11 protein-coding genes and 1 pseudogene are annotated in these 13,087 nt (G+C 65.6%); 4 read left to right on the top strand and 8 right to left on the bottom strand.

Translation table 11 applies throughout. The features are described 5' to 3' along the window. Positions 1–249: 249 nt before the first annotated feature. The 4 genes and pseudogenes from AC1Q7H_RS17115 to AC1Q7H_RS17100 all read right to left on the bottom strand — a co-directional run. Positions 250–561, bottom strand: a pseudogene (locus AC1Q7H_RS17115) (transporter); the annotation flags it as partial. A 108-nt stretch (positions 562–669) separates the two neighbouring features. Continuing rightward, positions 670–939 carry an ankyrin repeat domain-containing protein gene (locus AC1Q7H_RS17110; protein ID WP_013956596.1) on the bottom strand — a complete coding sequence of 90 codons (270 nt, stop codon included), beginning with the start codon at positions 937–939 and terminating at the stop codon, positions 670–672. Positions 940–1,098: 159 nt separating this feature from the next. Then, the gene (locus AC1Q7H_RS17105) at positions 1,099–1,557 is read right to left on the bottom strand and encodes an Lrp/AsnC family transcriptional regulator (protein ID WP_013956597.1); all 459 of its coding nucleotides are present in this window, start codon (positions 1,555–1,557) and stop codon (positions 1,099–1,101) included. A 66-nt stretch (positions 1,558–1,623) separates the two neighbouring features. Then, positions 1,624–2,196 (bottom strand): cysteine dioxygenase family protein, encoded by a 573-nt coding sequence (locus AC1Q7H_RS17100; protein WP_013956598.1) that lies wholly within the window; start codon positions 2,194–2,196, stop codon positions 1,624–1,626. A gap of 300 nt (positions 2,197–2,496) precedes the next feature. Between AC1Q7H_RS17100 and AC1Q7H_RS17095 the strand changes: the two genes are divergently transcribed. Beyond that, entirely contained in the window at positions 2,497–5,226 is a 2,730-nt protein-coding gene (locus AC1Q7H_RS17095) for a UPF0182 family membrane protein (RefSeq protein WP_013956599.1), read from the top strand. A 35-nt stretch (positions 5,227–5,261) separates the two neighbouring features. Here the strand turns inward: AC1Q7H_RS17095 and acs are convergent, their stop codons facing one another. Beyond that, positions 5,262–7,319 carry an acetate--CoA ligase gene (gene acs / locus AC1Q7H_RS17090; RefSeq protein WP_013956600.1) on the bottom strand — a complete coding sequence of 686 codons (2,058 nt, stop codon included), beginning with the start codon at positions 7,317–7,319 and terminating at the stop codon, positions 5,262–5,264. Positions 7,320–7,525: 206 nt separating this feature from the next. Between acs and AC1Q7H_RS17085 the strand changes: the two genes are divergently transcribed. The 3 genes from AC1Q7H_RS17085 to AC1Q7H_RS17075 all read left to right on the top strand — a co-directional run bounded on the left by AC1Q7H_RS17085 (position 7,526) and on the right by AC1Q7H_RS17075 (position 9,056). Further along, a complete protein-coding gene (locus tag AC1Q7H_RS17085; protein ID WP_013956601.1) occupies positions 7,526–7,954 on the top strand; it encodes an ACT domain-containing protein in 429 nt (142 codons plus the stop codon). Positions 7,955–8,271: 317 nt separating this feature from the next. Then, positions 8,272–8,724 (top strand): PA2169 family four-helix-bundle protein, encoded by a 453-nt coding sequence (locus AC1Q7H_RS17080; protein ID WP_013956602.1) that lies wholly within the window; start codon positions 8,272–8,274, stop codon positions 8,722–8,724. A gap of 29 nt (positions 8,725–8,753) precedes the next feature. After that, positions 8,754–9,056 carry a hypothetical protein gene (locus tag AC1Q7H_RS17075; RefSeq protein ID WP_013956603.1) on the top strand — a complete coding sequence of 101 codons (303 nt, stop codon included), beginning with the start codon at positions 8,754–8,756 and terminating at the stop codon, positions 9,054–9,056. Here the strand turns inward: AC1Q7H_RS17075 and AC1Q7H_RS17070 are convergent. The 3 genes from AC1Q7H_RS17070 to AC1Q7H_RS17060 all read right to left on the bottom strand — a co-directional run bounded on the left by AC1Q7H_RS17070 (position 9,053) and on the right by AC1Q7H_RS17060 (position 13,018). After that, a complete protein-coding gene (locus AC1Q7H_RS17070; protein WP_041227895.1) occupies positions 9,053–9,658 on the bottom strand; it encodes a J domain-containing protein in 606 nt (201 codons plus the stop codon). The two genes, AC1Q7H_RS17075 and AC1Q7H_RS17070, sit on opposite strands and share 4 nt — an antisense overlap. 104 nt (positions 9,659–9,762) lie before the next feature. Further along, on the bottom strand, positions 9,763–12,213 hold the full coding sequence (locus AC1Q7H_RS17065; RefSeq protein ID WP_013956605.1) for a spermine/spermidine synthase domain-containing protein: 2,451 nt from the start codon (positions 12,211–12,213) through the stop codon (positions 9,763–9,765). Positions 12,214–12,238: 25 nt separating this feature from the next. After that, the gene (locus AC1Q7H_RS17060; protein ID WP_013956606.1) at positions 12,239–13,018 is read right to left on the bottom strand and encodes a protein-L-isoaspartate(D-aspartate) O-methyltransferase; all 780 of its coding nucleotides are present in this window, start codon (positions 13,016–13,018) and stop codon (positions 12,239–12,241) included. Between the last annotated feature and the right edge of the window lie 69 nt (positions 13,019–13,087).

Here is a 13,087-nt window from a genome sequence, read left to right as displayed (position 1 = left end):
CGGAGCCCGGCGGCGGCGAGACAAGGGGGTGGGTTCCCCGGGTGTTGATGGCGCCGAGGGCGTTGAGGCACACGTGCCGGTGGCACGTGTTGACGAGGATGGGACTGAGGTCATGGATGCCAGTCTGCAGGCTTGCAAGGGTTGCGGGCTTGCGCGTGATCAACGCAGGCACTATTGGGTGCGTACTTTAACTCGCCCGATGGGGAGCGTGGGACGCATTCTGCCTTGCCGCCTGGGAACTTGCAGGACTCAGAACACGATGGTCGCCGTTCCCATGAACGTATTCGTGCGCTTCAGGCGGTTCTTGTTGGCCACCGAGGGCACCCAGCGCAGCCCAGCGACAGCAGGCTCTTGGCGCCGATCTTGGTGTCGTAGGTGACGGTCGGGCCCACCGCCCAGTCATGGCCGCGGAAGCCGTTCAGGCGGTCGCCAGCGGGCCGCTGTCATCGCCCAGATGCTGCGTCGTGCCGGCGATCAGCCCGAGGCCGGCACCGTGGCAAAGCGCTTGAGCAGCATGGTGTCGAGCGTGAACAGCGGCGCGTCCCGGTAATCGGTGGCGTTTGGCTTCGGCCATCTCGCGCGGAGTCTCGCAGTCGTCGATGCGCGTGCGGCAAGGCGCATCCACCCCCGCCACGAGCAGCAGCGCCACCGCGGGCAAGTTGCGCACGCTCACCGCCAATGCAGCGCGGTGTAGTCGTTGATGCCGCGCTGCGCGGGATCGGCGCCGAAGTCCAGCAGCAGCCGGAGCAGTTCGACCACGTCCGAGCGTGCGCTGCCGCCCGGCGCGGCGAGCGTGCATGACAGCGCGGCAATCAGCGGCGGAAAGCCCGCTTGATCCGCCGGCCGGGGAGCCGCGCCGGCTTCGAGCGGGGTGCGGATAAAGGGCAGCGGGCTATGGTAGATCGCGTATTCGAGGCAAGCGCCAATCCCTGGCAGCATGGTCCCGTGGGAATGCAGGCCGGATCATCAACCGCTGCTCGCAGCACTTCGATATCGCCGGCACGGAAGGCGGCATGGATCTTTTCGAACTGCCGGTACGCCTCGCAGCGCTCGATGTCTGGGTTCACGGTTTTGCCCGGATGAAGGGCCGGTGCCGGCCTACGCATAATCGAGCGGCAGCGCCGTGGTGTACTTGATCTGCTCCATCGCAAAGCTGGAACTGACGTCGGCCAGCTCGGCGCCCTGGATCAGCTTCTTGTAGACGCGGTCGTAGGCGGCAATATCCGGCACCACCACGCGCAGCAGGTAGTCGGTATCGCCGGCCATGCGGTAGAACTCGGTCACTTCCGGGATCGATGCCACCAGTCCGTGGAATTGCGCGAGCCATTTCACGTTGTGCTGGCTGGTGCGGACCGAGACAAAGACCGTGACCCCGGCATTGAGCTTGTCGGCGTCGAGCAGTGCCACGCGTTTGCGGATCAGGCCGGCCGCTTCCAGCCGCTGGATCCGGCGCCAGCACGGCGTCGAGGTCAGGCCGACCCGTTCCCCGATCTCCGCCACCGGCACGGTGGCGTCTTCCTGCAGGATGGCGAGAATCTGTTTGTCGTAGCGGTCCATGGCGCGTAGCGGGTCAGGTGAGGGTGGGCCGGCGCCCGCACGCGGCGCTGGTACGCGCGGCAGATGCTAGGCGTCGGCGGTCGGCACCAGCAGGTTCACGCCGGTGGCAATGTGGTCGCGGTGCACGCCGTAGAGGTGCAGGGACACTGCGATATCGTCGCTGGCATTGCCCAGCGCATGGATATGCTGCAGCCCGGACGGCACGCTGAAGGTATCGCCGGCCGTGCGCAAGACGGAGTTGGCATGGCGCGCCTGCCTGCTGGCGGGATCCCACCGGTAGTGCTGCTCGCTCAGCGTGCCGCGCAGCACGCGGTAGGCACACCAGGTGCGATGGCCGTGCACGGGGCTGGTCTGGCCCGGGCGCCAGACCAGCACCATCGCCGAGAAGCGCTCCAGCGGGTCGGCATGAACCAGGTGGCGGGCATAGGTATCCGGCCTGCCGAGCAGGGCGCCTGGCGGCAGTGTCGCAAGCAGCGTGTCGGTGTCCGGCAGATGCACGGCGATGTGCCCGGCCACCATGCGCGCACTGTGGGCGAAGGTGGCCTCGAGGTCGAGCGCCAGCTGGTCGAGCGGCGCAGTTGGCGGGGCGGTATGGGGAAACGCTGCCGGGGCTGCGGCAGTCAGGGGGGATCCGGTCATGGCGGGCACCTTGGTCTTGTTCTGGGTACATAGCCATGATATTTGCGGGCCGGAGCACAGGCATGCGAATTGTCGTTCAATGTCGTCGGAGATTGTAATTCTATTTCCCTATTGGTTGGATTTTGAGAATCATATGCTCGAATCGGGCCGGACATGGTGAATGGGTGCTCGCCGATAGCGCCACGGCCGTGCCAGGGTGGCGTACCCGGTGCGCTGTGCAGCGAAGGCATATATGCTGATATGGACAGGCAGCCCGAATGGCCGGGTCACGGACGACGGTGCGGCAAAGGAGCATGATCGATGCGCTCGCCAGCGAGGGACGCCACGCGTGTGAGACGCCTTGCGACGTGGGTTGTTGCCGTCATCGTCGCGCTGGTTGCTGTCGGCCGCGTCACCGGCCTCGTTGTTGACTGGTTGTGGTTTGCCTCGGTTGGCTACGCCGGGGTGTTCCGCACGATATTCGCCACCCAGGCGCTTCTGTTCCTTGCCGTATTCGCCGTTTCGGCAGGCGCGCTCTGGGTATCGGGCTGGCTGGCGCACCGCTGCGCGAGTCAGGCGCAGGCCTGGAGGCCGGAGGTCCTGGGCCAGCCGGTTGGCGAGATTGCAGCGCGCCTTCCGTGGCGCGCCGCCATTGCCGCCGCCGCCGTCCTTGTGGGGCTGCTCATGGCCGTCGGTGAACTGTCGAGCTGGGCCATTGCGCTGCGCTATATCCATCAGGTGCCTTTCGGCAAGACCGATCCGATATTCGGCAAGGACATCGGTTTCTACGTCTTCTCGCTGCCGGCGTATCTTGCACTCAGGAACTGGCTGCTCCTGCTGCTGGGCTGCAGCGCAGTGGTTGCCGGCGTGGTCTACGGCTTGCGCGGCGACATCGCGCTGGTCCGGTCGCCGCGCGGGCTTTCAATGGCGGCCGCTACCCATGGTTCGGCATTGCTCGGCTTGTTCTTCGCGCTGCAGGCGTGGTCCTACTGGCTCGACCGCTTCATGCTGCTCTACGGCGACAACGGCGTCGTGGTCGGCGCGAGCTATACCGATGTCCATGTCGGGCTGCCGGTCCTGTGGCTGCAAGTCGGCCTGGCTGCCGCGGCTGCCGCCGCTTCATGGGCCAATATGCGCTGGCGGGACTATCGGGTCCCTGCGGCCGCGGCGCTCCTGGTGGTCGGCAGCGCAATACTGCTCGGCACGATCTGGCCGGCACTGTTCCAGCGGTTCTATGTCAAGCCGAACGAGCTGCAACTGGAGACGCCGTATCTCGAACACAATATTGCGCTGACGCGGGAGGCCTATGGCGTGACGCAGATCGAGGTGAAGCCGTTCCCGGTCGAACAGAGCCTGGATCTCGCCTCGCTCCAGGCCAATCGGCCGACCATCGACAACATTCGCCTGTGGGATCTGCAGCCGCTGCGCGATACCTATGCGCAGTTGCAGGAGATCCGGACCTATTACAAGTTCCTTGCGACGGACATCGACCGCTATCAGCTCGGCGCAGGCTACCAGCAGGTCATGCTGTCGGCGCGGGAGCTGGAGCCGGCACTGATTCCGGCCAATGCCCAGACCTGGGTGAACCTGCATCTCCTGTTCACCCATGGCAATGGCGTGGTGATGTCGCCGGTCACCGAGAAATCCGCCGAAGGCCTGCCCTCGCTTTATCTGCATGACATTCCCCCGCTCTCCAACGGCGGCCCGGCCATCCAGGAGCCGCGCCTCTACTTCGGTGAAGGCGGCAGAGGCTATGTCATCGTCAAAGGCAGCGTGCCCGAGTTCGACTACCCCAAGGGCAAGGACAACGTCTATACGGCCTACCGCGGGCGCGACGGCATCGACATCGGCGGCATCGCGCGCCGGACCCTGTTCGCCTGGCAGCTCGGCGATCCCAATATCCTGCTGAGCGGCTACATCACGCAGGAAAGCCGCATCCTGCTCCATCGCAACATCCGGGACCGCGTGCACACGATTGCCCCGTTCCTCACCCTCGACCATGACCCCTATGTGGTCGCGAGCGAAGGGCGTCTTTACTGGATCCAGGACGCCTACACCACCAGCGGCTGGTTCCCTTATTCGCAGCCCGGCACCGGTGGCGGAGACAACTACATCCGCAACGCCGTCAAGGTCGTGATCGATGCGTACAACGGCACGGTCGACTTCTACATCAGCGACCCGGCCGATCCGGTCCTGCAGGTGTACCAGCGCATCTTCCCGGGCGTGTTCAGGCCGCTGGGCGCCATGCCGCAGGATCTGCAGCGGCATATCCGCTACCCTGAAGACCTGTTCCTGATCCAGGCGCAGATCTACCGCGCCTACCACATGGAAGCGGCGGAGGTTTTCTATAACCGCGAGGATCTGTGGGAGTTCCCACGCCAGCTGACAGGCATGAGCACAGGGAACATGCCCGCCGCGCGGATGATGCCCTACTACATGATCCTGCGGCTGCCGGACGAACCGCGCGCCGAGTTCGTCCTCATGCTGCCGATGGTGCCGAGCCAGCGCGAGAACATGATCGCCTGGCTGGCGGCGCGCTCCGATCCCCCCAACTACGGCAAGCTTGTCGCCTACACCTTCCCCAAGGAAAAGCTGGTCTACGGGCCGTTCCAGATCGAGGCGCGCATCCAGCAGAATACCGAGATCTCGCAGCAGATTTCCCTGTGGAACCAGATGGGCTCGCGCGTCATCCGCGGCCATCTGCAGGTCGTGCCGATCGAGAACTCCATCCTCTATGTCTCCCCGCTCTACCTGCGTGCGGAGTCCGGCCAGTTGCCCGAACTCAAGCGGGTGATCGCCGCCTATGGCGATCGCGTGGTCATGGAGGACACCCTGGGCGCAGCCCTTGCGGCCCTCTTCAAGGAATCCGCACCGGCGGCGCTACCGGCGCAGGGCGCAGCGAATGCCCGCGCCCGCGAGGCACTCGCGCACTATGACCGTGCCATCGCGCGCCTGAAGGCGGGGGACTGGAGCGGCTTCGGCGCGGAACTCGATGCCTTGCGGCCGCTGCTTGAGGCGCTCGGGGCCGGGGGTGCCGATGAGCGGAAGTGAGCGGCCTGCCGGGAGCCGCCGGCAGGAGTGCCGTCCTATGTCGCCAGCTCCCTGATCTTCTCGACGACCTCCGGATTGGCAAGCGTGGACACGTCGCCAGGCTCCTGGTGGTTGGAGATCGCCGCCAGCACGCGACGCATGATCTTGCCCGAGCGTGTCTTGGGCATGTCGGGAACAATCACGACGCGATGCGGACGCGCAATCGCGCCGATCTGGGACACGACCGAGGCCGAGACCTTGTTCGCGATCTTGGTGGAAGGCGACAGTCCCGGCTTGAGCGACACATAGAGATCAGGCACCTTGCCCTTGATCTCGTCGGCCACCGGCACCACCGCCGCCTCGGCGACGTCTGGCACCAGCAGTGCGGCCGATTCGATCTCCTTGGTGCCGAGACGATGGCCGGAAACGTTGATCACGTCGTCGATGCGGCCAAGGATGCGAAAGTAGCCGTCCGCCGCCTGCATTGCGCCATCGCCCGCCATATACGGCCAGTCGCGCCAGTCCTTGCTGTCGGGATTCTTGCAATAGCGCGCATAGTACTGGCGCACGTAGCGGTCCGGATCCTTCCAGACGGTCTGAAATATGCCCGGCCAGGGATTGCGGATGCAGATATTGCCCGCCTTGCCCGAGCCGGCCGGGATCTCCTTGCCTTCCTCGTCAAAGATCACCGGATGAATGCCCGGAATCCCCGGGCCCGTGCTGCCGGGCTTCATCGGGTGGATGCCCGGCAGCGTGCTGCAGAGGAAGCCGCCATTCTCGGTTTGCCACCAGGTGTCGACGATGACCGCCTCGCCCTTGCCGACTTCACGGTGGTACCACTTCCAGACTTCGGGCTCGATCGGCTCGCCCACCGTGGTCATGTGCTTGAAATGGCAGTCGTACTTCGCCGGCTCGTTGGGCCCGTTGCGCCGCAGCGCGCGGATTGCGGTGGGCGAGGTGTGGAAGATATTGACGCCAAGGCTTTCCGCAATACGCCACGGCCGGCCGGCGTCGGGCCAGGTTGGCACGCCTTCATAGACGACGGACGAAGCGGCGAGCGCGAGCGGGCCATAGACGATGTAGGAATGCCCGGTGATCCAGCCAATATCGGCCATGCACCAGTAGACGTCCTCGGGGTGGATATCCTGAATGTACTTCGAGGTCCACGCCACGTAGGACAGATAGCCGCCGGTGGAATGCTGGCAGCCCTTGGGCCGGCCCGTGGTGCCGCTCGTGTACATCAGGAACAGCGGCGCCTCCGCCGGCATCGGCTCGGGCTCGACACGCCTGCCGCGGAACCCGGCGAGCACGTCATTGAGAATGACATCGCGGTCCTTCACCAGTTTGGCGGCACTGGAATACTTGCCCGGGTAGCGCTGCCAGATCAGGACCTTCTCGACCTGCTGACCGGCGCTGGCGGCTTCTGCCACGGCGATGTCGGCCTTTTCCTTGTGATCGAGCAATTCACCGCCGCGGTAATAGGCGTCCATGGTAATCAGCAGCCGGCTCTCGGAGTCCGCGATGCGCTCGGCGCAGGCCTTGCCGCTGAAGCCACTGAATACCTGCGAATGAATCACGCCGATGCGCGCGCATGCGAGCATGGTGATGGGCAGTTCGGCCACCATCGGCATATGCAGCGTGACGCGGTCGCCGGCCTTCAGGCCGCAGAACTCCCGCAGCAGGGCGGCCAGTTCATTGACGCGAACAAAGAGCTCCTGGTAGGTGAGGTGATGCACCGCCTCATGCTCCGGCTCGGGCACGAAATGAATCGCGGTCTTGTTCCTGTACGCGGTGAGGTGGCGATCCACGCAGTTGTGGCAGGCGTTGATCCTGCCGCCGACGAACCAGCGCCAGAAAGGCGGGTTGCTGGTATCCACCGTCGTTTCCCAGTATTTGTACCAGTCCAGCAGGTCTGCGAACTCCTTGAAACACTCGGGGAAACGATCGAGGGAGAAGCGCTCGAAAATGTGGGGATCAGTCAGATTGGCCTGCGCAATGAACTGGCCGGCCGGCGGGACATAGTCCTCCTCAGGCCAATGGACCGCGATTTCGGCCTCGGACACATCGGCCAATTCCTGCTGTGCAGCATGGCGTGGCGATTTGCCTTCAGACATGACGATTCCCCTTCACTTTCCATGGCATCCATCCAGGTAGTGTCGGTGCCACTATCCTGCGATAGCTGCCGGAAACGACTAGTCCATATTAAGTCCGGGCACGGGGAGTTGCCAGGAAATCGGCCTGCCGCTGTCCGCCGAGCCCAGAGCTTGCCTGCCGGCCGCCATACGCTAGATTCGTAGGGGGGGGCATTGGAGAATGAGCAATGACCAACGATCTTCTTGTGGAACGCGTGGACGTGTGGGCGGCAACCATACCGGACCGGCCCGGCGGCCTCGCGGAGGTACTGGAGACCTTGCGCGATGCCGGCGCGGACCTGCAATTCGCGATTGCGCGCCGCACGCCGGAGGACCCCGGCAAGGGTGTCGTGTTCGTGACACCGCTGCAGAATGACAGGGAAATCCGTGCCGCTGCCCAGGTCGGCTTCAATGTCACGCACAGCCTACATTCGGTGCGTATCATGGGCGGGGACCGGCCCGGCATCGTGGCTGAGCTGACCCGCAAGCTTGCGCAAGGCGGAATCAACCTGCGCGGATTCTCTGCCTCTGTCATCGGAGTACAGTTTGTCGCGTACGTGTCGATGGACTCCCTCGACGATGCGAACAAGGCAATGGCTATCCTGGGCAAGGGCTGAAGCTCGCCGCGGGGCGAAATACAGACAATCACAAACCGATGGCAATCTGGCCCGGCGGGACTCGCAGATCACGCCCGTAGCGGGCTCCTCGGCATGCGATGCCTTCGCGCCGGGGCCCGGCCATCTCCTATCATGGAATCACGCCTTGCCTCTTAACGAGCAGGCAGATGGGGCCCGGCGCGACCCGGCTGACTCATGTTGATGGCGTCTCCGACGACCTTCTCACGGCCGGTCGCGCCGTGGCGCTTCCTCCTTTGACGATCCTGGCGATTTGCGCCGAAGCCGCACGTCGCCGGCATGCATGTTGGGAGACTTCCATGGGCGACAACCAGCAACAAACTGTCCTCGCGCTCAACCAGCTGATCGAGGCTGGCAAGGACAGCGAACTGGCGTGCATGAGCGGCGCCAGCGAAGTGCACGATGCAGCGCTGCGCGACATTCTGACGAGCACCGCGGAATCGTACCGGGCGTCGGTGAAGGAATTGCAGTCGATGGTCAGCGCCATGGGCGGCGCGCCAACTGACCGGGGCAGCATGAATGGCATGCTGTTCCGCCGCTGGATGGCATTCCGCCACATGCTGTCGCCGAACAACGACGACACCGTGCTGGGAATGTGCGAGCACGAGGAAGATGCCGCCAGGCGCGAGTATCAGTCCGTCATGATGAAGCCGCTGCCACCAGAGGCCAGCGCGGCGCTTCAGCGCCAGTACGAGGCGTTGACGCAGCATCATGGCCGGATTCATGCCATGCGCGGGATGCAGATTCACTGAGGGTCTGGCTTGCGCGATGGGAGAAAGCAATGGCAACCTACGAGTTCAAGGACAAGGATCTCCAGTTCCTTGCCCAGGGCGCTGACTCCTGTTTCCCGTCCCCTGATGCTGCCTTCGTTGAGTGCGCGGACAGCCATCCGGCGTTCCTGGTGACATGGCCGGAGAGCGGACCGACGACGATGCAACTCAAGGTGCAGATTCGGGCAAGCCAGTACGCCAGTTACCTGACGGATCCGTTCAGGGGACGCGAAGTCCTGCGCAAGGCGGTGGAAGATCGCCTTGCGCTGATCCACACGGTGAAAAGCGGGCTTCTGGTCGCCCCCGACATCTAGGAACGGATGCCGAACAAGCCGTGCCAGAACGAATCGAAGGCGCCGGCGTGACGCCTGGGCGGCTTCGCCTCGTCGGGGTTTGAAGCCCCCGCCCCGGCGGGCGCCTGGGCGGCCTCGGTGTCCGGCGCGTGCGCGGCCCGCGCACTTGCCCGCCGCGACTCCTGCAGGGCCCATATGCTGTCCGCGATGCGTGCCGCCAGTTCCGCGTCGCAGTCCCGGCCGAGCAGCACGCCGAAGATAACGTCGCGGTTGTGGCCGTCGTCGGCAAAGCGCATCGCGATACCGAGCATTTTCTCGTAGTGTTCCTGCGCGATGCGCTGGCTCTCGCGTTGCGCCTCGCGCTCCTGTTCTTCCTGGGCCTCGCGCTCGGCCTGCCAGCGCCGCATCTCCCGCTCGAATACCTCGTCGTAGATCTGGCGCTGCCCGGCATCGGAAAGAATGGTGTAGGCGTCGCGGATTTCCTGGAATGCCGCATGCGCCTCAGCCTCGCGGCCAAGGTTGCGGTCGGGGTGCCACTTCATCGCGGCGCGGCGGTAGGCGCGCTTGATCTCGTCCAGGGTGGCGTCCGGTTGCACGCCGAGGGTCGTGTAGAGGGTGGTCATGGGCCGATTGGGCGTCTGTCTGCTGGGCGGCTGCCGGGCGGGCATTCATCCTAGCATGGGGTGACCCGAAGCCATGGCATGCGAGATCGATCCCGGCCCCTGGTTCATGGGCACGCAAGCGCCGCAGCAGCGTACAGGAGCAGCGCCACCAGCACCACCGCGGTGAATCCGACGTGGATCGCGACCAGCGTGGCAAGGACCGCCGCCACCACCGAGGCGCAGGCGTTGATGCCCCATGCCCAGGGCACCAGCGTTTCGTCGCGGGCCGCGACCCGGGCCAGGCCGAGCGGGAACGGCATTCCCATCAGGAACGCCAGCGGCGCGATCAGCAGCACGGAGACACCTATCCTGGCCGGGTCCGGCAACCCGATCAGCAGCCTGAACACCGTCGGCAGCGCCACCAGGTAGACCAGCGCGGCCACGCAGATGCCGCTGACGGCCAGCGCCGCCTGCCGCCTGCCGCGGTCATCGCCAGCGCGCGCGGGCATGCGCTGGGCGTATCGGCTGCCCAGTCCCGCAAAGCAGAGAAAGGCGCACAGCACCACCGCGACCGCATAGAGCGGGTGGCTCAGGAACAGGATGAATTTCTGGATAAAGGCGATCTCCACGAACATGAAGCCGAGGCCGACCGCCAGGAAGTAGAAGCCGGCTCGCCATTCGGGCAACCGTCGCACGGCAGCGCCATTGCCGCCAGGCCCCGCGGCGGGCTGCGGCCGGGGGCGCCGCCGCAGGATCCAGAGCGGGACCACGATCAGCAGCAAGGCCAGGGCGGTGGCCTGCAGCAGCGTGGCCACCAGCACCGGATAGCCCCATTCCAGCAAGGGCAGGCCGCCCTGCGCCTTGAGCGACAGCAGTTCAGGCAGCGTGCGCCATTTGAAGAAATGGAAGAAGTACGGCCTGTCGTCGGTGGCGGGCCGCACATCGAATTTGTAGCGGGACAGGAAGCGGCCGCGCTCGGGGCCGAGCAGGGCTTGCGCGGCGTCGAAGAAGTAGGGCTGATCCAGCACGTTGTAGCGATTCGCCTGGCCGGGCTGGATGCCGGGAAAGTACTCGACGTCGAAGGAACGGGCGCGGCAGAAGCCGACGACGGCGGCAAGGTCCGCGGCACTGAATTCCCCGTTCTTGACCACCAGCGTGGCCGTCTTCCAGCCACGGACCAGCGCCAGCCGCCGGGATGGCTCGGGCACGCCAGCGCCTTCCATGGCGGCCACGGCGGTGGCGAGCAGTTTGGGTATGTCGCGCGGCGGCAGCGTGACCCAGCGCGTGATCGCAAGCAGGCCGCCGGGCCGAAGATGGCGCAGGTAGCCCTGGAAGGCCTCCACGGTATAGAGATAGCTTTCGGAGAGCGCGTACAGTCCGGCCGATGAGGTGCTGAATGAATCCAGCAGGGCCACCTGGATGAGGTCGTAGCGTGCCGTGCTGGCCGCCAGGAATCCGCGCGCCTCGCCGGTAAAGACACGGACGCCGGCCGCACTGTACGGCTTTCCGGAAAACGCGGCGAAGCGGCCCTGCACCAGGTCGATCACCTGCGGATTCAATTCCACGGCATCGACCGCGCTGGCGTGGTGATAGACCGCCTGCAAGACGTCCGCCCCCGCACCGCTGCCCAGCACCAGCACCTTCGGATCGCGCAGCAGGTGGTAAGGCAGGGCAGAGGTGAGGTCGCCCAGGTAGGCCAGCGGTTCGCGCCGGCCGTCATAGCGGTTGAGCGCACTGAGCCCGTCGCCATCGGTAAACACGGCCAGTTGCGCTGGCGGCTCCTGGCTGGCATTCAGGCTCAGCCCAGGCGCGTGCCGCAACGGGATCGAAGGGCTCTCGACCACCGTGACCAGGCCAAGCGGACTGGAGCGCTGCGCCACCACGCGCGCGTTGCCGATGCGCAGGGCCTGGCTCAGCTCTTTGTACTCGGACGGCCGCAGCGCAATCCAGTCACCTGGCACGCCGGCCGGCACGATTGCCGCCAACAGCAGGAGCGCCGGCAGCCAGGGCCGATGCCAGCGGCATTCCACGCATGCCAGCGCCGCCGCCGCCATGCCTGCCGTACCGACCAGCCGCAGGGCGTCGACCGGGTGCAGCGCGAACAGCGCCACGATGATGCCCAGGCAGCCCAGCCCGGCGCCAAGGATATCGAAGCTGTAGATGCGGGGAACCTGCTCGGTGAAGCGGGAAAAGCTCAGGCAGATACTGGTGGCGGCGCAAAAGAACGGAACGAATAGCAGCAGGTAGATCAGCAACAGGCGCAGCGGCTGCGAAGGCTCCCACAGGATCTCCAGGGGATTGAACGCCACGTGCTGGGCCAGGGCGAAGCAGGCCATCGCGCTGACGCCGAACAGCAGGGCTCCGCCCGCGAACACGGGGACAAAATGGCGGAGCAGCGTTCGCTGCGCCAGCGCCACCAGCGCACCCGCCGCGCCATAGCCCAGCAGTGCCACGCTGATCATCATGTAGGCGAAGTGATGCCACTGGATGATGGAAAGCAGCCGCATCAGCAGGATCTCGTAGCCCAGCGCGGCGGCAGAGAGCAAGGCCAGGGCGAACAGCGGGGGACGTGGCATGGCGTCAGCTGGCAGGGCTGATGCCTCAGTGCTTGCCAACCAGCGGCACGAACCTGACCGGCAGGATCTGCCTGGTGGAAACGGTGCCGTCCGCGGACTTTTCTACCAGCAGCAGGTACTGCGTCAGGAACTGGGCGCCCACCGGGATCACCATGCGGCCGCCTGGCTTCAGTTGCCGGATCAGCGGCGGCGGCACATGGCTGGCCGCCGCGGTGACGACGATGGCGTCAAAGGGCGCGTGCTCGTCCCAGCCGTAGTAGCCGTCGCCCACCTTGCACGCCACCTGCCGGTAGGCCAGCCGCTTCAGGCGGTCGCAGGCCTGGCGTCCCAGTGGCTCGATGATCTCGATGGTGTAAACCGCGCGTGCCAGCCCGGTCAGCACCGCGGCCTGGTAGCCGGAGCCGGTGCCGATCTCCAGTACGGTGTCGCCAGGCTTGACCATCATCAGGTCGGTCATCAGGGCGACGATATACGGCTGCGAAATGGTCTGGCCATGGCCAATCGGCAGCGGCCGGTTCTCATAGGCGTGCTGCTTCTGCTCGTCCGGAACAAACTCGTGGCGAGGCACTTGGCCCATCACGGCCATGACGCGCGGGTCGATGGCATGCCTCCCGCTCTGGGCGGCGGCCGCTGCCGCGACCGCGGCGATCTCCCTGACCATGTCGGCGCGCTGTGGGGCAAGGGCGTCGTCGGCGGCGGTGGCCGAGCAGAACAAGGCCAGCGCGATGGTGGCAATCGGGATAGGGAAGGGTGGGCGGGGCGCTGACGGCTTCACGAGTGGGGCAGGCAAGGAGCCTACCGTCATCGTAGATCATCGGTCTGGCTGGCGCAGATAAGTGACAAAAGAGGCTCCTGCCAGTCGCTTCGCGCTAGT

The organism is Cupriavidus sp. GW823-FHT06D04, assembly GCF_058795055.1.
The sequence above is the reverse complement of the archived record's forward strand: the minus strand, read 5'-3'. Positions and strand labels throughout refer to the sequence as shown.

Excerpts from the sequence above, each read along its gene's own strand:
- AC1Q7H_RS17070 (WP_041227895.1), bottom strand. The coding sequence starts at position 9,658 with ATGACCACCCTCTACACGACCCTCGGCGTGCAACCGGACGCCACCCTG.
- acs (WP_013956600.1), bottom strand. The coding sequence starts at position 7,319 with ATGTCTGAAGGCAAATCGCCACGCCATGCTGCACAGCAGGAATTGGCC.
- AC1Q7H_RS17075 (WP_013956603.1), top strand. The coding sequence starts at position 8,754 with ATGGCAACCTACGAGTTCAAGGACAAGGATCTCCAGTTCCTTGCCCAG.
- AC1Q7H_RS17110 (WP_013956596.1), bottom strand. The coding sequence starts at position 939 with ATGCTGCCAGGGATTGGCGCTTGCCTCGAATACGCGATCTACCATAGC.
- AC1Q7H_RS17060 (WP_013956606.1), bottom strand. The coding sequence starts at position 13,018 with ATGACGGTAGGCTCCTTGCCTGCCCCACTCGTGAAGCCGTCAGCGCCC.
- AC1Q7H_RS17100 (WP_013956598.1), bottom strand. The coding sequence starts at position 2,196 with ATGACCGGATCCCCCCTGACTGCCGCAGCCCCGGCAGCGTTTCCCCAT.
- AC1Q7H_RS17085 (WP_013956601.1), top strand. The coding sequence starts at position 7,526 with ATGACCAACGATCTTCTTGTGGAACGCGTGGACGTGTGGGCGGCAACC.
- AC1Q7H_RS17080 (WP_013956602.1), top strand. The coding sequence starts at position 8,272 with ATGGGCGACAACCAGCAACAAACTGTCCTCGCGCTCAACCAGCTGATC.
- AC1Q7H_RS17065 (WP_013956605.1), bottom strand. The coding sequence starts at position 12,213 with ATGCCACGTCCCCCGCTGTTCGCCCTGGCCTTGCTCTCTGCCGCCGCG.
- AC1Q7H_RS17095 (WP_013956599.1), top strand. The coding sequence starts at position 2,497 with ATGCGCTCGCCAGCGAGGGACGCCACGCGTGTGAGACGCCTTGCGACG.
- AC1Q7H_RS17105 (WP_013956597.1), bottom strand. The coding sequence starts at position 1,557 with ATGGACCGCTACGACAAACAGATTCTCGCCATCCTGCAGGAAGACGCC.